At 36.1% G+C, this 15,325-nt stretch carries 14 protein-coding genes and 3 tRNA genes; 11 read left to right on the forward strand and 6 right to left on the reverse strand.

Going from position 1 to position 15,325, the window contains the following annotated elements; translation table 11 throughout:
• Positions 1–37: 37 nt before the first annotated feature.
• Positions 38–1,744: a helix-turn-helix domain-containing protein gene (locus tag QW060_RS00525; protein WP_290361779.1), complete on the reverse strand. Its 1,707-nt coding sequence runs from the start codon at positions 1,742–1,744 to the stop codon at positions 38–40.
• Between the two features lie 227 nt (positions 1,745–1,971).
• Here QW060_RS00525 and QW060_RS00530 point away from each other — a divergent pair, with 227 nt between their 5' ends.
• The 6 genes from QW060_RS00530 (at position 1,972) to QW060_RS00555 (ending at position 6,289) form a co-directional block, all read left to right on the forward strand.
• Positions 1,972–2,607: a hypothetical protein gene (locus tag QW060_RS00530; RefSeq protein WP_290361780.1), complete on the forward strand. Its 636-nt coding sequence runs from the start codon at positions 1,972–1,974 to the stop codon at positions 2,605–2,607.
• A gap of 171 nt (positions 2,608–2,778) precedes the next feature.
• Positions 2,779–3,480: a hypothetical protein gene (locus QW060_RS00535; RefSeq protein WP_290361781.1), complete on the forward strand. Its 702-nt coding sequence runs from the start codon at positions 2,779–2,781 to the stop codon at positions 3,478–3,480.
• Between the two features lie 369 nt (positions 3,481–3,849).
• Entirely contained in the window at positions 3,850–4,638 is a 789-nt protein-coding gene (locus QW060_RS00540) for a hypothetical protein (protein ID WP_290361782.1), read from the forward strand.
• Positions 4,617–4,754 (forward strand): hypothetical protein, encoded by a 138-nt coding sequence (locus QW060_RS00545; RefSeq protein ID WP_290361783.1) that lies wholly within the window; start codon positions 4,617–4,619, stop codon positions 4,752–4,754. Before QW060_RS00540 ends, QW060_RS00545 begins: the two co-directional genes overlap by 22 nt.
• A gap of 897 nt (positions 4,755–5,651) precedes the next feature.
• A complete protein-coding gene (locus QW060_RS00550) occupies positions 5,652–6,041 on the forward strand; it encodes a hypothetical protein (RefSeq protein WP_290361784.1) in 390 nt (129 codons plus the stop codon).
• A 44-nt stretch (positions 6,042–6,085) separates the two neighbouring features.
• Positions 6,086–6,289 (forward strand): hypothetical protein, encoded by a 204-nt coding sequence (locus QW060_RS00555; protein ID WP_290361785.1) that lies wholly within the window; start codon positions 6,086–6,088, stop codon positions 6,287–6,289.
• A 95-nt stretch (positions 6,290–6,384) separates the two neighbouring features.
• Here QW060_RS00555 and mgtE read toward each other — a convergent pair whose 3' ends face one another.
• From mgtE to serS, 4 genes are read right to left on the reverse strand one after another with little or no spacing between them, the layout of a single operon-like run.
• On the reverse strand, positions 6,385–7,737 hold the full coding sequence (mgtE, locus tag QW060_RS00560; RefSeq protein WP_290361786.1) for a magnesium transporter: 1,353 nt from the start codon (positions 7,735–7,737) through the stop codon (positions 6,385–6,387).
• Positions 7,718–8,503, reverse strand: coding sequence for a 16S rRNA (adenine(1518)-N(6)/adenine(1519)-N(6))-dimethyltransferase RsmA (gene rsmA, locus QW060_RS00565; RefSeq protein ID WP_290361787.1), 786 nt, complete (start codon positions 8,501–8,503; stop codon positions 7,718–7,720). The genes mgtE and rsmA overlap by 20 nt, the downstream gene beginning before the upstream one ends.
• A 59-nt stretch (positions 8,504–8,562) precedes the next feature.
• Positions 8,563–8,874 carry a DUF4286 family protein gene (locus tag QW060_RS00570; protein ID WP_290361788.1) on the reverse strand — a complete coding sequence of 104 codons (312 nt, stop codon included), beginning with the start codon at positions 8,872–8,874 and terminating at the stop codon, positions 8,563–8,565.
• Positions 8,875–8,931: 57 nt separating this feature from the next.
• On the reverse strand, positions 8,932–10,203 hold the full coding sequence (serS, locus tag QW060_RS00575; RefSeq protein WP_290361789.1) for a serine--tRNA ligase: 1,272 nt from the start codon (positions 10,201–10,203) through the stop codon (positions 8,932–8,934).
• Positions 10,204–10,422: 219 nt separating this feature from the next.
• Between serS and QW060_RS00580 the strand changes: the two genes are divergently transcribed.
• The 5 genes from QW060_RS00580 (at position 10,423) to QW060_RS00600 (ending at position 14,174) form a co-directional block, all read left to right on the forward strand.
• Positions 10,423–12,342: a M1 family aminopeptidase gene (locus QW060_RS00580; RefSeq protein WP_290361790.1), complete on the forward strand. Its 1,920-nt coding sequence runs from the start codon at positions 10,423–10,425 to the stop codon at positions 12,340–12,342.
• A 75-nt stretch (positions 12,343–12,417) separates the two neighbouring features.
• A complete protein-coding gene (gene rseP / locus QW060_RS00585; RefSeq protein WP_290361791.1) occupies positions 12,418–13,764 on the forward strand; it encodes an RIP metalloprotease RseP in 1,347 nt (448 codons plus the stop codon).
• Between the two features lie 81 nt (positions 13,765–13,845).
• Positions 13,846–13,919, forward strand: a tRNA-Asn gene (locus QW060_RS00590).
• Positions 13,920–13,975: 56 nt separating this feature from the next.
• Positions 13,976–14,049 (forward strand) — tRNA-Asn (locus QW060_RS00595).
• Positions 14,050–14,100: 51 nt separating this feature from the next.
• Positions 14,101–14,174, forward strand: a tRNA-Asn gene (locus QW060_RS00600).
• Between the two features lie 281 nt (positions 14,175–14,455).
• Here the strand turns inward: QW060_RS00600 and QW060_RS00605 are convergent.
• Positions 14,456–15,280, reverse strand: a complete 825-nt coding sequence (locus tag QW060_RS00605) for a class I SAM-dependent methyltransferase (protein WP_290361792.1) — start codon at positions 15,278–15,280, stop codon at positions 14,456–14,458.
• Between the last annotated feature and the right edge of the window lie 45 nt (positions 15,281–15,325).

The raw sequence follows: 15,325 nt of genomic DNA on the forward strand, positions 1-15,325 counted from the left end.
AGTAAAGATACGCATACCTTTTTATTTTATTTAAAAATCAATGGGCGGTCTCCGCATCGTCCAGTTGCAGCTGTTCAATAAAATAGGCGGGACTGAGACTGGTTTCTGCTTTGAACTGCATGCTAAAGGTTTTGGCATTTGCAAAACCGTAGGTTTCAGCCAGTCCTTGCATATTCAGCTGGCGCAGACGGGTATTGTTTTTCAAATCAATTAAAACCTGTTTTACCCGCAGGGAGTTGATATACTGATTAAAGTTTACTCCTTTATTTGTGTTAATCAGTTTTGAAAGTGTATTACGATTGGTATTCAGTTCTGCTGCAAAATCATCTAACTTCAGCGGTTTTAAAAAACCTTTTTCATTTTCGAATTTTTGTAGCGCCAGTAACAGACGTTCTTCTGTAGCCGTTAAGTTTTTTGTCTCAATAACCGATTTCTCCGTATCGGTATTCTTTTCAAAAGGTTCATTTGCCGACTGAACACCGTTGATCAATTCATTGAACCGCAACCTCAATTGCTTTTTCTGCTTGGTCTGCCAAAAGGCATAGCCGCATAAAGTGAGGCAGAGCAGCCCGCTTCCAATAAGCCAGACGCCATACGTATATTTATTACTGGAAAGCTGTTTTTGTAAATCCGTTTTGCTGGCCTCCAGTTTTTTAGTCTCAAACTCATAGTGCAGTGTACTGGTCAGATCCTGCTGTTCTTTTTCAAACTGGTGGTTTAATGCAATCAGATGTTCTGTTACTTCCAGCTGTTTTTGAGGTTGCCCCGTTTCTTTATAGTAAGCGATTAAATAATCATACGCATGACGCAATTCATAATTAAGAAAATTTCTTTTCTGAAACAATTGATCTATGCGCATGAAGTAAGAAACTGCTTTTTGTTTTTCATTTTTTTCCCAGGCTATTTTACCTAAATACAGATAAATCACATATTCGTTGGTAAAATCTTCATTTTTTTTGATATCCGGCAGGGCTTTTAAAAAATAATGCTGCGCTTCGTTAAAGTCTTGTTTCAGAAAGTAGTACCCTCCTTTAACATAATTGATATAAGCCGTTTCCAGTACTCTGTCCTGATTGTTTAATAGCGGTAAGGTATTTTCAGCGGTTTCAATAGTCGTTTTCAGGCTGTCGGGCTTATTCAGTTGCCAATAGGTTTTACTCAGGCTGTATAAACTGACCATATAGCCCTGCACATAATTATAATTATTTTTCGTTTTGTAATAATTTTTTGCCTTTGTAAAATACTCTTTTGCTTTTATGTAATTTTTGGTGTGATAATAAATGTTTCCAATATCAATACGCACAAAATTCAATTGGTATATATTGCCTTTTTTGATATTTAATGCCTCAGCTTGTATAGAAGCGCTTAATGCTTCCTTAAAATTTCTGTTGATATAATAGAAAGATGCTTTGGTAGAAATACTTCTCTCAATGAGACTGTCATTTTTTGATTTTACAGCCAGTTGTTCCATTTCTGAAATCAATGGAATGGATGCTGAGGGAGAAACACTGAAAGCCTTTTTTTCCAATGCTTTGTATTCTTCCTTCAGATTATTTTCTTTTTGGGCTTTTTGGATATAAACTTCTAAATAAGACAGTGTGCGTTCCTTTGAAATCGTGTCCAAAATAATTCTTTTCCACAACTCCTGATAAGAATCCTGAATTGTTTGGGTATAGGAAGATAAAGGCAAGAGAAAAATCGTCAATAATAATAAGTAATAAGAAGATTTTTTTGGCAAAAACATGATTTGTTGACTTTATGGACGTAAAAATACAATAAAAAATACAAAAACATAATTTATTGACAATCAATATTATGGGTTTTTATTGTGATGTTTTTTTATCTGTAATGACGATTTTTCCGTTACATTGACGATTCTTCCCAACCAACTTTTGCGTGTTTTTTTTTTCGCTTTTATGTTTGTTACAGAAACAAATCAGCTACCCGGGCAGCAACAAAAATCCGAAACAAATGAAAAAAAATTTTTTGTTGGCTGTAGCAATTTCAGCATTAATTAGTTCTTGTGAAATGACTGACGAGACATTTATTCAAGAAAAGAATACTAATAAAAATGAAGTAACCGAAAAAAAAAGTGCTCTAAATGAAGTAGAGCTTTATTACACAATTATGAATGCTTTTTCGTACGATGAATTGGAAAGTTATGAAAATAACCTTGCGGTTTTTGAAAAACATACCAATGATTATACCAATCGTATTCTTGGTTCATCAACGGCTTATGAAGCAATTGATACCAAACAGTTGTCTTCAATATTGATGGACCCTGATGAGGTGGTCAATCAGCTGAATTGTTCGAAACAGGTAAAGATGATGATTCATACTATTTTGAAATTTGATGGAAAAGTCCTTATTGACAGCAGTTTATTTACAGAAGATGAGCATAAGCTTTTGTTTGTATTAAGTTGTTTACAGGCAGACGACAGTATTAATGATTCGGGTTGGAAACGAAAACGAACCATTGCCTTTGCATATGGAGCACAACATACAATTACTAAGGCGATTTTGTATGCCGGTGCGGTAGAGTTGAGGATTCAATTCTGTAAAAATACAAAAAGACAACACAGGATATGGTGTAATAGCAATTCCTGAAAGATAATAAAACCAACCAATTATTATATATCTGTTTGTTTCGGGAACCGATAGTCCGGAATATCGGTTGCTAAACAGATAAGAGCCGTTACAGGGGTAAAACTGTAACATAATTTACTAATCCGCAGTTTAGGTATACTATCCGATTAACTGCACAAACATTTTTATTATATGAAAAATTTTAAGAAATTTACTTTGGGAGTAATGGGGGCTGTTTTATTAGCAACTGGTCTGTGGGCTTGTAGTAATGAGGATTCTACCGGACAAGCAGAACAAACTCAAATGCTGGGAAGAAATACTCCAATTTATAAGAATGGAGACGAGGTAACAAATTACTTTTTGGAAAGTATAGGGGTAAAATCAGTTGAAGAATATAATCTTTCTAATGAAAAAGAATTATTGAGTTTTATTCAAAAGCAAAACATCGATTTAGATGAATATAATCTATCTGATATTCAGATGATTACTGTGAATGGAGAGAATGATTATATTGGATTAAATCTTTTTAGTAAATTTGATAAAAATAAATCCTTATCTTTAAAAATCAGAAAATTTGATAAAAATAAATTCGAATTGAATAAAGCAGTAATTGTAAAATCTAGTTATCTAAGCAACGGAAGATTAAAAGCAGTTGAGTATAGTAATGCTATTGATAAATCTCAATTTAAATTTATAGATGTAGAAAAGTTAACTGTATTCGCTGATGAAGATCAACTAGGACCAAAAAGACCAGGGGAAAGTTATTTAGATTGTGTGGAGCGCAATTGGGATAATTTTGGATATGATTTGATAGGCAAAATAGCGCAAGCTACTCAACCACATTTAGTTGCGGCTGCAATAGCCATTGTATGTGTAGCGGAAGAAAAAAAATAATTATATGAGAAAAAAAATGTTAATAGGACTTGTTTTAAGTAGCTTGTTTATTGTTATAATGGCTATATTAAGGATGATGCATTTAGAAATAAATATTTTTCTTTACACGGCATTTATAGTGAATATTATATTTTCTATTTATACATTGTACCTTATTTTTAAGGAAAAAAATAAAAATAGATTTATTTGGCTAGGATTTTCTATACCTTTTTCTTCGCTGGTTTCTATTATATATTGGTTGAAAAAAGAGGAATAAATGTTAAAAAGATAAAAATTGTTACCAAGTAATGACAATCAAAAGGAGTTGATATAATTAACTCCTTTTTATATTTGTTTTATCATGGTTACTCTTAAAACATACTTTTAATTTTGTGTGATTTGCTCACTATTGGCAGATTCATATGGCAGATTCATATTTTAGTCTTTTATCTTATGAGATATTTTTTATTTGTTTTAGTTATATTGAATGTGAATCTTTTATCAGCACAGAATAATCTTTCTCAAAAAATTGTCAAATGGAGAGTAGACAAAATAACAAAATTTGCTACCCCGAGTTATTGGGAAAGGAATGAACGTAAACTTTTTGGCATTCCCATGCTGCATGTCAACAAGCCTGAATTTTATGAAAATGTAAAACAAACAGTTGATTCTCTTCGAAATGAAGGCTATGTTGTTTTTTATGAAGGTATAGATCTGGAATTGGAAACAAAAGAAGAGACAGATCTCTACATGAAAAAATTCAGAAGCGTTACCCATGAAACTCTGATGAACTATTATGATGAGAATAATGAAGTAAACCAATCGTTTCAAATAGATAATTATACGTATCAAAAAGAAGCAGATTATGGGTTGGATGTCACAAAAGATGTTCATTGTGATATGAACATAAAGGAATTGGTTTTGAAATATGAAGAAAAATTTGGAGTCATTAACTTAACAGACTGTGACTGGAAAACACCATTAGGAAAGAAATATACCTGCAGTAAAAAAAACAGAAAAGGTTATGACTATATGATCAGTACCCTGCGCAATGAACATTTATTTCAGCAAATAGAAAATTCTAAGGCTGATAAAATAGCAGTCATTTACGGTAAAGCCCATATTGATGTTTTACATTTAATGCTTAAACGATCAGGGTGGAAGTATACGCATTTGTAAATTCTAAATATGATGAAATAAAAAAACTCTCATATTCTTATATAGACCGTAATGAAACCATTACTTTTTTTGATGTTTTCATTTTGTCCACTATCTTAAATAGTCAAGGATTTTAATAGCATAATGGTATAACATCTGTTGTACCTGGAATTCTTTTACTCTTAGTAAAATAATACGAACTAAAATTATAAAAGAGGCTAGTTTTTACTGGTCTTTTCTTATATATATTCATTTAGAAGTTAAAAAAAATACTTCTCTCTAACATCCAAAATATCCCTTCAGATATTGGCAAGTGTATTTGTTGTCAAAGCAGAATTATACCATATTTGTTTCAGATAAAGGTATAAATGTCTCTGTAAAGCTTGCCAAATATCATCTCATTAACACAATATAAGTGTTTTTAGTACGAAACATACTAATACCACTTTTTACTTTTACTTTTTGTTTTATAGTGTTTATAATTAATCAGTAAATATTACAAATTAAATAAGGAAAATTGCAATAATACAATAAAACAAATAATTGAAATTAGTAATGTATAATAAGGAGAACATAGGGATAGAAATGTTTTTCTTTGATTAGAAGTGTATTACAAATGTTTTTGCAATATTGAGAGAACAGTAAAAACTGATGTAAAATGATATGAATTATTCAAAATAATTACCAATTCACAGTTCAGGATTTTACCCGATAACTGTACAAACATTTATGATATGAAAAATCTAAAAAAAATTACTTTAGGAATAATCGGAGCTGTTTTATTGACAGCCGGATTATGGGCATGTAGTAACGATAATGATACTACTACAGCTGAAAATTCAAAAAGAGAACTTTTTGCAAAAGACGCAGAAAAAATTCCTTTAGAAGAGAGAGAAAATATTTATGATTATTTTATTCAGTATTATCAAATAACTGATATAATGCAATCTTTACTAAATGAAGAAGAATTGATTTTGGATTCTGGTTTCAATGAAAAATTGAAACTAATTAAGACGCAAGATCAATTAAAAGATTTGTTGTACGAATATAATTTTTCTAATCCTGACGATTACATTACGGAGTTTGAAAAAATTCATACCCTGCAACAGAAGTTGAGAGAGGAGAATGATGTATTTTCTGGTTTGGATATTTCTATAAAGGAGAGTATTGTGGCTGAGATATTAGAGGCTTCTTTTCAAGATTATTATACTACAATTATTAATTCAAGAACGTGTGCTGAACAGTTTAACATTGATATAAGAAGAGCCAAGAGAGATTATGCAGTTTGTGGAGGTTTTGCTATAGTCGCAGCTGCTACAACAGGACTTGCAGGTGGATTGCCTGCGGCAGCATACTGTATGACAACTTATTATTTAGATTTGTCAGATGCTAAAAGTGACTATAACGATTGTATCAAAAAATAATTTTCTATCTTTATAAGATAAGGGTTTTTTAAAAAATAATCAAGATGATTTTACAAACTTTAGATTACAGACATTATATTCTTATCGGTATTTATATCGTTGTTCTTGCTGTATATTTTTTATGGCTGTACAAAAAAAGAGATCGTAAAAGAATAAAAAAATCATTGATTAATATGGCAGTTGTTTTTGGAATACTACTGGTGGGTATCTTATTTATGGACCTCTTTGGTACTATTGCTGTACAATAGCATGATCTTAAAATTATAAAGAGGCTGGTTTTACCAGCCTCTCTTGTATATAAATATTTGCTATAATGAGATTTTTAAAAGAAAATTTACTTCTTTTAGAACCCTAATATATATTTTGCAATAGTGAAATAAATTAAAATTCCAAAAATATCGTTTGAGGTAGTGATAAACGGACCTGTTGCCAAAGCAGGATCTACACCGTATTTGTTTAGGGTAATCGGTATAAACGTTCCTATAAGGCTTGCCAGTATCATCACACTGATCAGTGCAATTCCGATGGTTGCAGCTACAGAGTAGTCGAGATCCAGTAAAAAATGGGTACCAAACAACAGAATCGCAGCGAGAATAAGGCTGTTAAACAAGCTCAGCAGCATTTCTTTTGCCAGCCGGCGCCAGAGTGAACCCGTAATGGAATTGTTGGCGAGTCCCTGTACAATAATAGCAGAAGATTGTACGCCTACATTACCCGCCATAGCGGCAATTAAGGGTGTGAAAAAGAAAAGTGTAGGAAATTTATCCATAGCATCACCGAATCCGCTTGACACTTTTACCGCAATAAACGAACCTGTTAAGGCAAGTATGAGCCACGGAAGACGGGCTTTGGTTAGTTCCCAGATGCTGTCATCGGCTTCAACATCCTGAGAGATACCCGCTGCCATCTGATAGTCACGGTCTGCTTCTTCCTTGATGACATCAACGATATCGTCAATGGTAATTCTGCCGACCAAACGACCCGTTTCATCTACTACAGGAATGGCTTCCAAATCATATTTCTGCATGATACGCGCTACTTCTGTATCTTTTGTATCTACTTTTACAAAATCCACTTTTGGTATGTAAACATCTTTGATATGGGTGGTGGTAGAGGAGGTAAGTAAATCTTTGAGAGAAAGACGACCTTTGAGCCGGTCTTCATCATCTACCACATAAATAGAGTGGACACGGGAGACATGCTCGGCCTGTTTGCGCATTTCTACCACACAGGTAAGAATGTTCCAGTTTTCATTTACTTTTACAAGCTCTTTTGCCATCAAACCTCCGGCCGTGTTTTCATCGTAACGCAAAAGCTCTACAATGTCTTTGGCATGTTCAAAATCTTCCAGCTCCGAGATGACTTCATCTTTCATCTCTTCCGGTAATTCCGAAATAATATCTACGGCATCATCCGTATCCATCTCATCCAGCTCTTCTGCAATTTCTTTTGCCGAAAGATTGTTTAAGATTTTTTCACGAACCTCTTCATCTAGTTCCAATAAAATTTCTGAACTGACCTCTGAATCAAGTATTTTAAATATATAGCCAGCTTCCGAACCTCTCAGTTCGTTCATGAGTTCGGCAATATCAGCAAAGTGAATGTCTTTCAGGACCTCTAACAGTTCCCGTTCATTTTGTTCGGCGATGAGGCCTTCAATCTGTTCGATAAATTCTTTACTGAGTTTGAACTCCATACGCTTCAATGTTTTTAGTGATTTCGATGAATTCTGAATAATCCAGCTGTTCCGGACGCATATTGAAAATTTCCTGTTCTTTCAGTTCGTCGCTAAGCATGCTTTTCAGGCTGTTTCTCATGGTTTTCCGCCTTTGGTTAAAAGCGGTTTTTACTACGGTATAAAACAATTTCTCATTGCAAGGCAGGTGAAAGTCTTTTTTTCTTACCATGCGCATCACACCGGATTTTACTTTAGGAGGTGGAGAAAATACATGTTCAGAAACTGTAAATAAATAGTCCACTTCATAAAAAGCCTGACAAAGAACAGAGAGAATTCCGTACGCTTTGCTGCCTTTCTTTTCACAAATGCGTTCGGCTACTTCTTTCTGAAACATACCTGCAAATTCCACTACTTTTTCCCGTAGTTCCAAAGCCCTGAAAACAATCTGTGTAGAAATGTTATACGGAAAATTTCCAATGATGGCAAACTCTTCTTCTCCAAAAACCTTTTGAATGTTGTACTTTAAAAAGTCTTCTGCAATGATATGGTTGTGCAGTTTTGTATAATGTTTTTCAAGATATTGTACCGATTCTGTATCAATTTCCACAACAAATGTTTCGGTGGGTTTTTCTAAAAGGTATTTGGTAAGCACGCCCATACCCGGACCTACTTCCAATACTTTGTCATAGCCTTCATAGGTAAGTGCATCAGCAATTCGTTGTGCAACGCTTTCGTCTGTTAAGAAATGCTGGCCTAAATGTTTTTTTGCTCTTACTTTCTCCATTTTTTTGTTTTTTAGGAATCTGATGTTAGAATGCCGTTGTTATACGTTATGCCTACAGTTTAATGTTCGCTGATAATTTCCAGATCGGTTTTAAAAGTCAGCATCTTATCTGCAAACAATTTTAAACCTTCCTGCTGTAAATCGTTTTCATGGTCACGACGATATTCTTCGAGTGCTTCTTTTGTAGGAGCAAAATACTGAACGGAATAAGTAATGCCGCCCATTTCTTCATCTACCAGTACTTTTACAATCCGTGCTGAGGTAAATTTGCCTGTAGCCAGCATTTTGTTAATGTGTTGTGTCTGCATCCATTGAAGCCACTGCTCATGTACGCTTTCATCTATGTTTACGGTAATATTATAAATAATCATCTGCGTATCTTTTAAAAAAAAACACCAATTTGTTGAGATTGGTGTTTTATATAGTTGTTAATCAATAATATCAAACTTGGTGTACGGTCTCAAAACTTCCGGAATTACAATCCCTTCGGGGGTCTGGTAGTTTTCAAGAATTCCCGCTAATACTCTTGGCAAGGCAAGAGAGCTGCCGTTCAATGTATGGGCAAGCTGGGTTTTTCCGTCCTTTCCTTTAAAGCGCAGTTTCAGACGGTTTGCCTGATACGTTTCAAAATTAGAAACAGAAGATATTTCCAGCCAACGATCCTGTGCGGTAGAAAATACTTCAAAATCATAGGTCAGGGCAGAAGTAAAGCCCATATCGCCTCCGCACAAACGCAGAATGCGGTAGGGAAGTTTTAATTCGTCCAGAATGTTTTTGATGTGTTCCACCATACCGTCCAATGCTTTGTAAGAGTTTTCAGGATGTTCGATACGTACAATTTCCACCTTATCAAACTGGTGCAGGCGGTTCAGTCCGCGTACATGGGCTCCGTATGAACCTGCTTCACGGCGGAAACACGGAGTATAGGCTGTTGCTGTTACCGGAAGTTCATTTTCCTGAAGGATCACATCGCGGTACAGATTTGTTACCGGAACTTCTGCTGTTGGAATCAGATACAGATCATCGATGGTAGAATGGTACATCTGCCCTTCTTTGTCCGGCAATTGTCCCGTTCCGTAACCCGATGCTTCGTTGATCAGATGCGGTACCTGAACTTCATTATAACCCGCATCTGTATTTTTATCCAGAAAATAGGCAATCAGCGCACGCTGCAATTTTGCTCCTTTTCCTTTGTATACGGGAAAACCTGCTCCGGTGATTTTTGCTCCGAGATCAAAATCAATAATGTCATATTTTTTAGCCAGTTCCCAGTGAGGCACGGCTCCTTCATGCAAAGTAGGTATAGTACCTGCTTCAAATACATTGAGGTTGTCGTCTGCTGATTTCCCTGCAGGAACAATATCCGCAGGAGTATTCGGCAATTTATACAACTCCTGAGTCAGTTGGTCGCTGATCAGATTCAACTGTTCGCTGAGCTCTTTTGTCCGTTCTTTTGATGCAGCGGTTTTTGCTTTCAGAATCTCGGCCTTTGCTTTTTCACCGCTTTTCATTAACTCACCGATGTCTTTGGACAGCTTGTTCGATTCCGCTAAAAGATTGTCTAATTCAGCCTGGGTACTTCTGCGTTTTTCGTCAAGTTCCACGACTAATTGAATCATTTCTGTAGCATCAAGATTTCTTTTGGCAAGCGCATTGATTACCTGATCCTGATTTTCTCTGATGTAAGCTATCTGCAACATAATTTAAAAGTTAATAATAAGCTACAAAATTAAGAAAATACTTTGGTTTACAAGGTGAAAAACGATGCTACTTTTTAATCCTTTTTTTGCTACCTGAACTCAATTAAAATCGTACAGATGCCGTTTTTATCCCAAGTAAAAGATTTTAACGGTTTAATTGCGTCATTTTTTGATGGTTATATAAAATATTATAGTATTTTTGATTCAAATATTTAAAAGATGAAGAAACTATATATAGTAATGTTGCTGTTGATTTTTAGTCAGTTAAGTGCTCAGTCGGTCACTTCAGACGAACAGCTTATGCGCACACGTGAAAAAGAGCAGGCAGAAAAAAAACGAATGTTTGCTGTGAATCCAAACACACAGAATTATGATGTAAAATACCATAAAATAGAACTTACGGTAAACCCAGCCAATTATCATGTCGCGGGAAAAGTGACAACACGATTTATTCCATCTGAAACGCTGACGCAGATCGTATTTGACCTCAGTCACCAGCTTACGGTTTCTTCTGTCAAACAGGGAACACAGACAGCTGTTTTTTCTCAGGCTAACAATCAGCTTACGATTCAGTTGCCGCAGTCTGTGGCTTCCGGTACAGAAGGTACGGTAGAGATTACGTATAGTGGAGCTCCTCCGTCAGCAAGTGAGGCTTTTACAGTGAGTACGCATGCGGGAACCCCGGTGATGTGGACACTTTCGGAGCCTTTCGGCGCACGCGACTGGTGGCCGTGCAAGCAGGATTTAAACGATAAGATTGAGAATCTGGACTTTTATATTACTGCACCGGCTACGTATACGAGTGTGGCCAACGGATTGGAAATTTCTCAAACCACTAATACGGGCGGCACCAAAACGACACATTTTCAGCACAATTATCCGATTCCGGCTTATCTCGTGGCGTTTGCGGTAACGAATTATCAGGTGTTTCAGCAACTGGGAGGTACAGCCCCAAATAATTTCCCTATTGTAAACTATTTCTATCCGGAGAATTTTAACACGGCAAAGGATCAGGTAGCGGTAACCCTGCCGATTATGAATCTGTTTGAAGATCTTTTTGAAACCTATCCGTTTCATGAAGAAAAATACGGTCATGCACAATTCGGATGGGGCGGCGGTATGGAACATACCACGGTTTCGTTTATGGGTGGTTTTTCCAGAAGTCTTATTGCACATGAACTGGCACATCACTGGTTTGGTAATAAAGTAACCTGTGGTACCTGGAAAGATATCTGGCTCAATGAAGGATTTGCGGAATATATGTCCGGACTTGTGGTTGAGCATATCGACGGGCAAACGGCTTTTGTAAGCTGGAAGAATGGCAAAAATCAAAGCATTACGTCTCAGAATGGGGGTAATCTTTACCTGACCGATGCTCAGGCAGAAGATTCAGGACGTATTTTCAGCGGTAGAATTACCTATGATAAAGGTTCTATGGTGGTACATATGCTGCGTTATGTATTGGGAGATACTGATTTTTATCAGGGCATGAAAAACTATCTTGCCGATCCGCAGATCGCCTACGGATATGCTGTGACCACACAGCTGAAACAACATCTGGAAACCGCTTCCGGAAAAAACCTCACGGAATTTTTTAACGACTGGGTGTATGGACAGGGCTTTCCTACTTATACGGCAGGTGTTTCCATATTGGGTAATCAGCAGGCAAAAATTACGCTGTCGCAAACCACGTCTCATAATTCCGTTTCCTTTTTTGAAATGCCTGTGCGGATAAAACTTGTGGGAAACAACGGACAATCTGAAACAGTGACACTGAATCATACCCAGAACAATCAGGAGTTTATCGTTGATTTGCCTTTTGATATCATTAATGAAGTGATTATTGATCCTGATAAAGATATTATTTCCAAGAATAATACGAGTACGCTGGCGGTTACCGAATTTCAAAAAAATGCGAACGCTATTTCACTGGTTCCGAATCCGGCATCGGATGAAGTGCGTATTGTTGCTACGGAAGGAGTGACGGTTTCGCAGATGGATCTGTACGATGTAAACGGTAAACAGATCGCGCATTCGCTTGCCAATCCGTATGCGGTAAGCCATTTGTCAGCCGGAATTTATACGCTTGCGATCACTACCAATAAAGGCGTCTTTCATAAAAAAATGATAAAAAGGTAAGATCTGCCTTTTTTAAACTATAAATACTAAGCTTAAAACCTTACTTTTGTCTGCTAAAAAGCAGAAAATTATAAAATGGATATATTAATTAAATTATCTCAATTTCTACTGAGTTTATCTTTGTTGATCGTTTTACACGAATTAGGGCACTTTATTCCTGCCAAATTATTTAAAACCCGTGTCGAAAAATTCTATTTGTTTTTTGATGTAAAATTTTCCCTTTTCAAAAAGAAGATCGGAGATACCGTATATGGAATCGGATGGCTTCCTCTGGGCGGTTATGTGAAAATTGCCGGAATGATCGATGAAAGCATGGATACCGAGCAGATGAAACAGGAACCACAGCCGTGGGAGTTCCGTTCCAAACCAGCATGGCAGCGTCTTATCATTATGCTGGGCGGCGTAACGGTCAATTTTATTCTGGCGTTTGTGATCTATATCGGTATGGCGTTTTATTACGGAGATTCCTATATTGCCAATGACAGTCTTACATCAGGAGTTTGGGTGCAGTCACAGGTGCTTAAAGATGCCGGTATGCAAAACGGTGATAAGATTGTAAGCATTGACGGCGAACCGCTGAACCGACTGAATGAGGCCTTTTCTAAAATGATTACTGCCAAAAAGGTAGAAGTATTGCGCAACAATGAAACCATTACACTGGATCTGCCTGTGAATTTTGTAGATCAGTTGTTAAAGGAAAAAAACAAAAGTCCTTTTATTCCGCGTGTTCCTGCTATAGTAACGGCTGTTTCAGATGATTCTCCTAATAAAGAGGTTTTAAAAACCAAAGATTTTATTACCGGAATCAATGATCAGAAAGTGGAGTTTGTCGATCAGCTGCCGGGTGTACTTGAAAACTATAAAGGTCAGAAAGTAATGGCAACGATTGTAAGAGACAACCAGCCGCAGACCGTACAATTAACAGTAACCGACAGTGCTTCTGTAGGGATTGCGTATGCACCGGTTTTAAAAAATGAAGATGCAGAGAAACTCGGTATTTATAAAATAAGCCACCAGAAATACGGATTTATGGAGTCGATTCCGGTGGGTATCCAAAAAGGAAAAGACCAGTTGGGCGGTTACTGGAAACAGTTAAAAATGATTGCCAATCCCGAAACCGGAGCGTATAAGGGAGTAGGTGGTTTTAAGGCGATTTACGATATTTTTCCACAGACCTGGAGCTGGGAAGTGTTCTGGAGCATTACAGCTTTGCTGTCTATTATGCTTGGAGTAATGAATTTATTACCGATTCCGGCACTGGACGGTGGGCATGTGATGTTTTTATTGTATGAAATGATTTCGGGTAAAAAACCGAGTGATAAGTTTATGGAATATGCGCAAACAATTGGTTTTGTATTACTTATCGCACTGCTGCTTTTTGCCAATGGAAACGATATTTTGAAAGCCATTACCTCACGGTAAAAAAAATGTTAGTTTTTTTTAAAACGAATTTGTAGAGTTAAAAAATCGTTCTATATTTGCATCGCAATAAAGGTAACACCTTCCTCCTTAGCTCAGTTGGTTAGAGCATCTGACTGTTAATCAGAGGGTCCTTGGTTCGAGCCCAAGAGGGGGAGCAAATTGCAAAAAAAAACGTTCTAATATTTATTTTTTAGAAACTAAAATATAAGTTTCCTCCTTAGCTCAGTTGGTTAGAGCATCTGACTGTTAATCAGAGGGTCCTTGGTTCGAGCCCAAGAGGGGGAGCAATGCGTAAGCAGTTCTATATCTTTGTTTTAGAAACTAAAAAAATAAGTTTCCTCCTTAGCTCAGTTGGTTAGAGCATCTGACTGTTAATCAGAGGGTCCTTGGTTCGAGCCCAAGAGGGGGAGCAACAATAAAGCCTTGCAGTACTGCAGGGCTTTTTTTGTGGTCTTTTTTTGTGGTCTTTTTTTGAATTTTAGATAATTACTTCGTTATTCATTTTGCTTTGTAATCTGTACTATTTGTCGCTATTTAGCTATATTCGCTATATGATTTATCGAACTATGGAACAAGTTGTCTGATGACGCTTTTGTAGGGTTGTTTCGTAAAAAATAATGTTATCAATAATTTTTCAGAAAATTTTGTAAAAAATGGATTGTATTCCTTGCAATCCATTTTCTTACTAAAATTAAACTTCTTTTGTGGTTACAATCATCATATGAGGGCTAAAAGGCAATAAGAATTCTTCATTCTCTGTTGTTGACAAAAGCTCTTTCAGCACTTTCTTTCTTCGTTTATCCAATATATTGGCAAAGAAATTACTGTCAAGCCAAATCATTCCTTCAACAGCATATATCTTCTCAATCTTTAAATTACATTTTAAAAATTCATTTTTAAATTCTGAGGGTTTATGATAAAATGCTTCTGCCAACAACCAGGGAAAATCATCCGGAGGATTATGGATTCCGGTCAATAATTCACTTTTACACATTTCAAGAAAAGAGGGTTTGTAAATCAGTCCGTTTAATAAACCTGCTAAAGTAGAAGCTGTGGAATTAATCCCGAAACCCAATATAATTCCTCCCTTTTTTACAACTCTTTTTGCTTCGTTTATCGCAAGAAGCCGATCCTCTTCCTTTTGTAGATGATACAGAGGTCCATGCAAAATAACCACATCTGCAAAATTATTCGGAAATTCCAGTTTACGGGCTTCGCCTTTGATAACCTCAAACTTATTCTTTAGTTTGCTGGATCTGTCTTTTGCAATATGAAGATGCTTGTCAAGAGGTTCTATCAAATAAACCTGATGTTGTAATTTTGATAACCATTCGGAATATTTTCCTGTACCTCCACCAATATCAAGAATGATGGATTGAGGTTTTAAATGTGGTTTAATGAGGGATTTAATCCTCTCAAATTCGAAGATGCCCATTCCTTTAGAAAGTCTGTCTTCTTCGGATGCTTTATTATAAAAACGTTCAATAGATGAACTGATTAAATTAGTTTTTCTCATACTAAGTTTTGCGTAGAAAACGCCCAATTAAAAATAAAATGATAT

The organism is Paenimyroides ceti, from assembly GCF_030409925.1.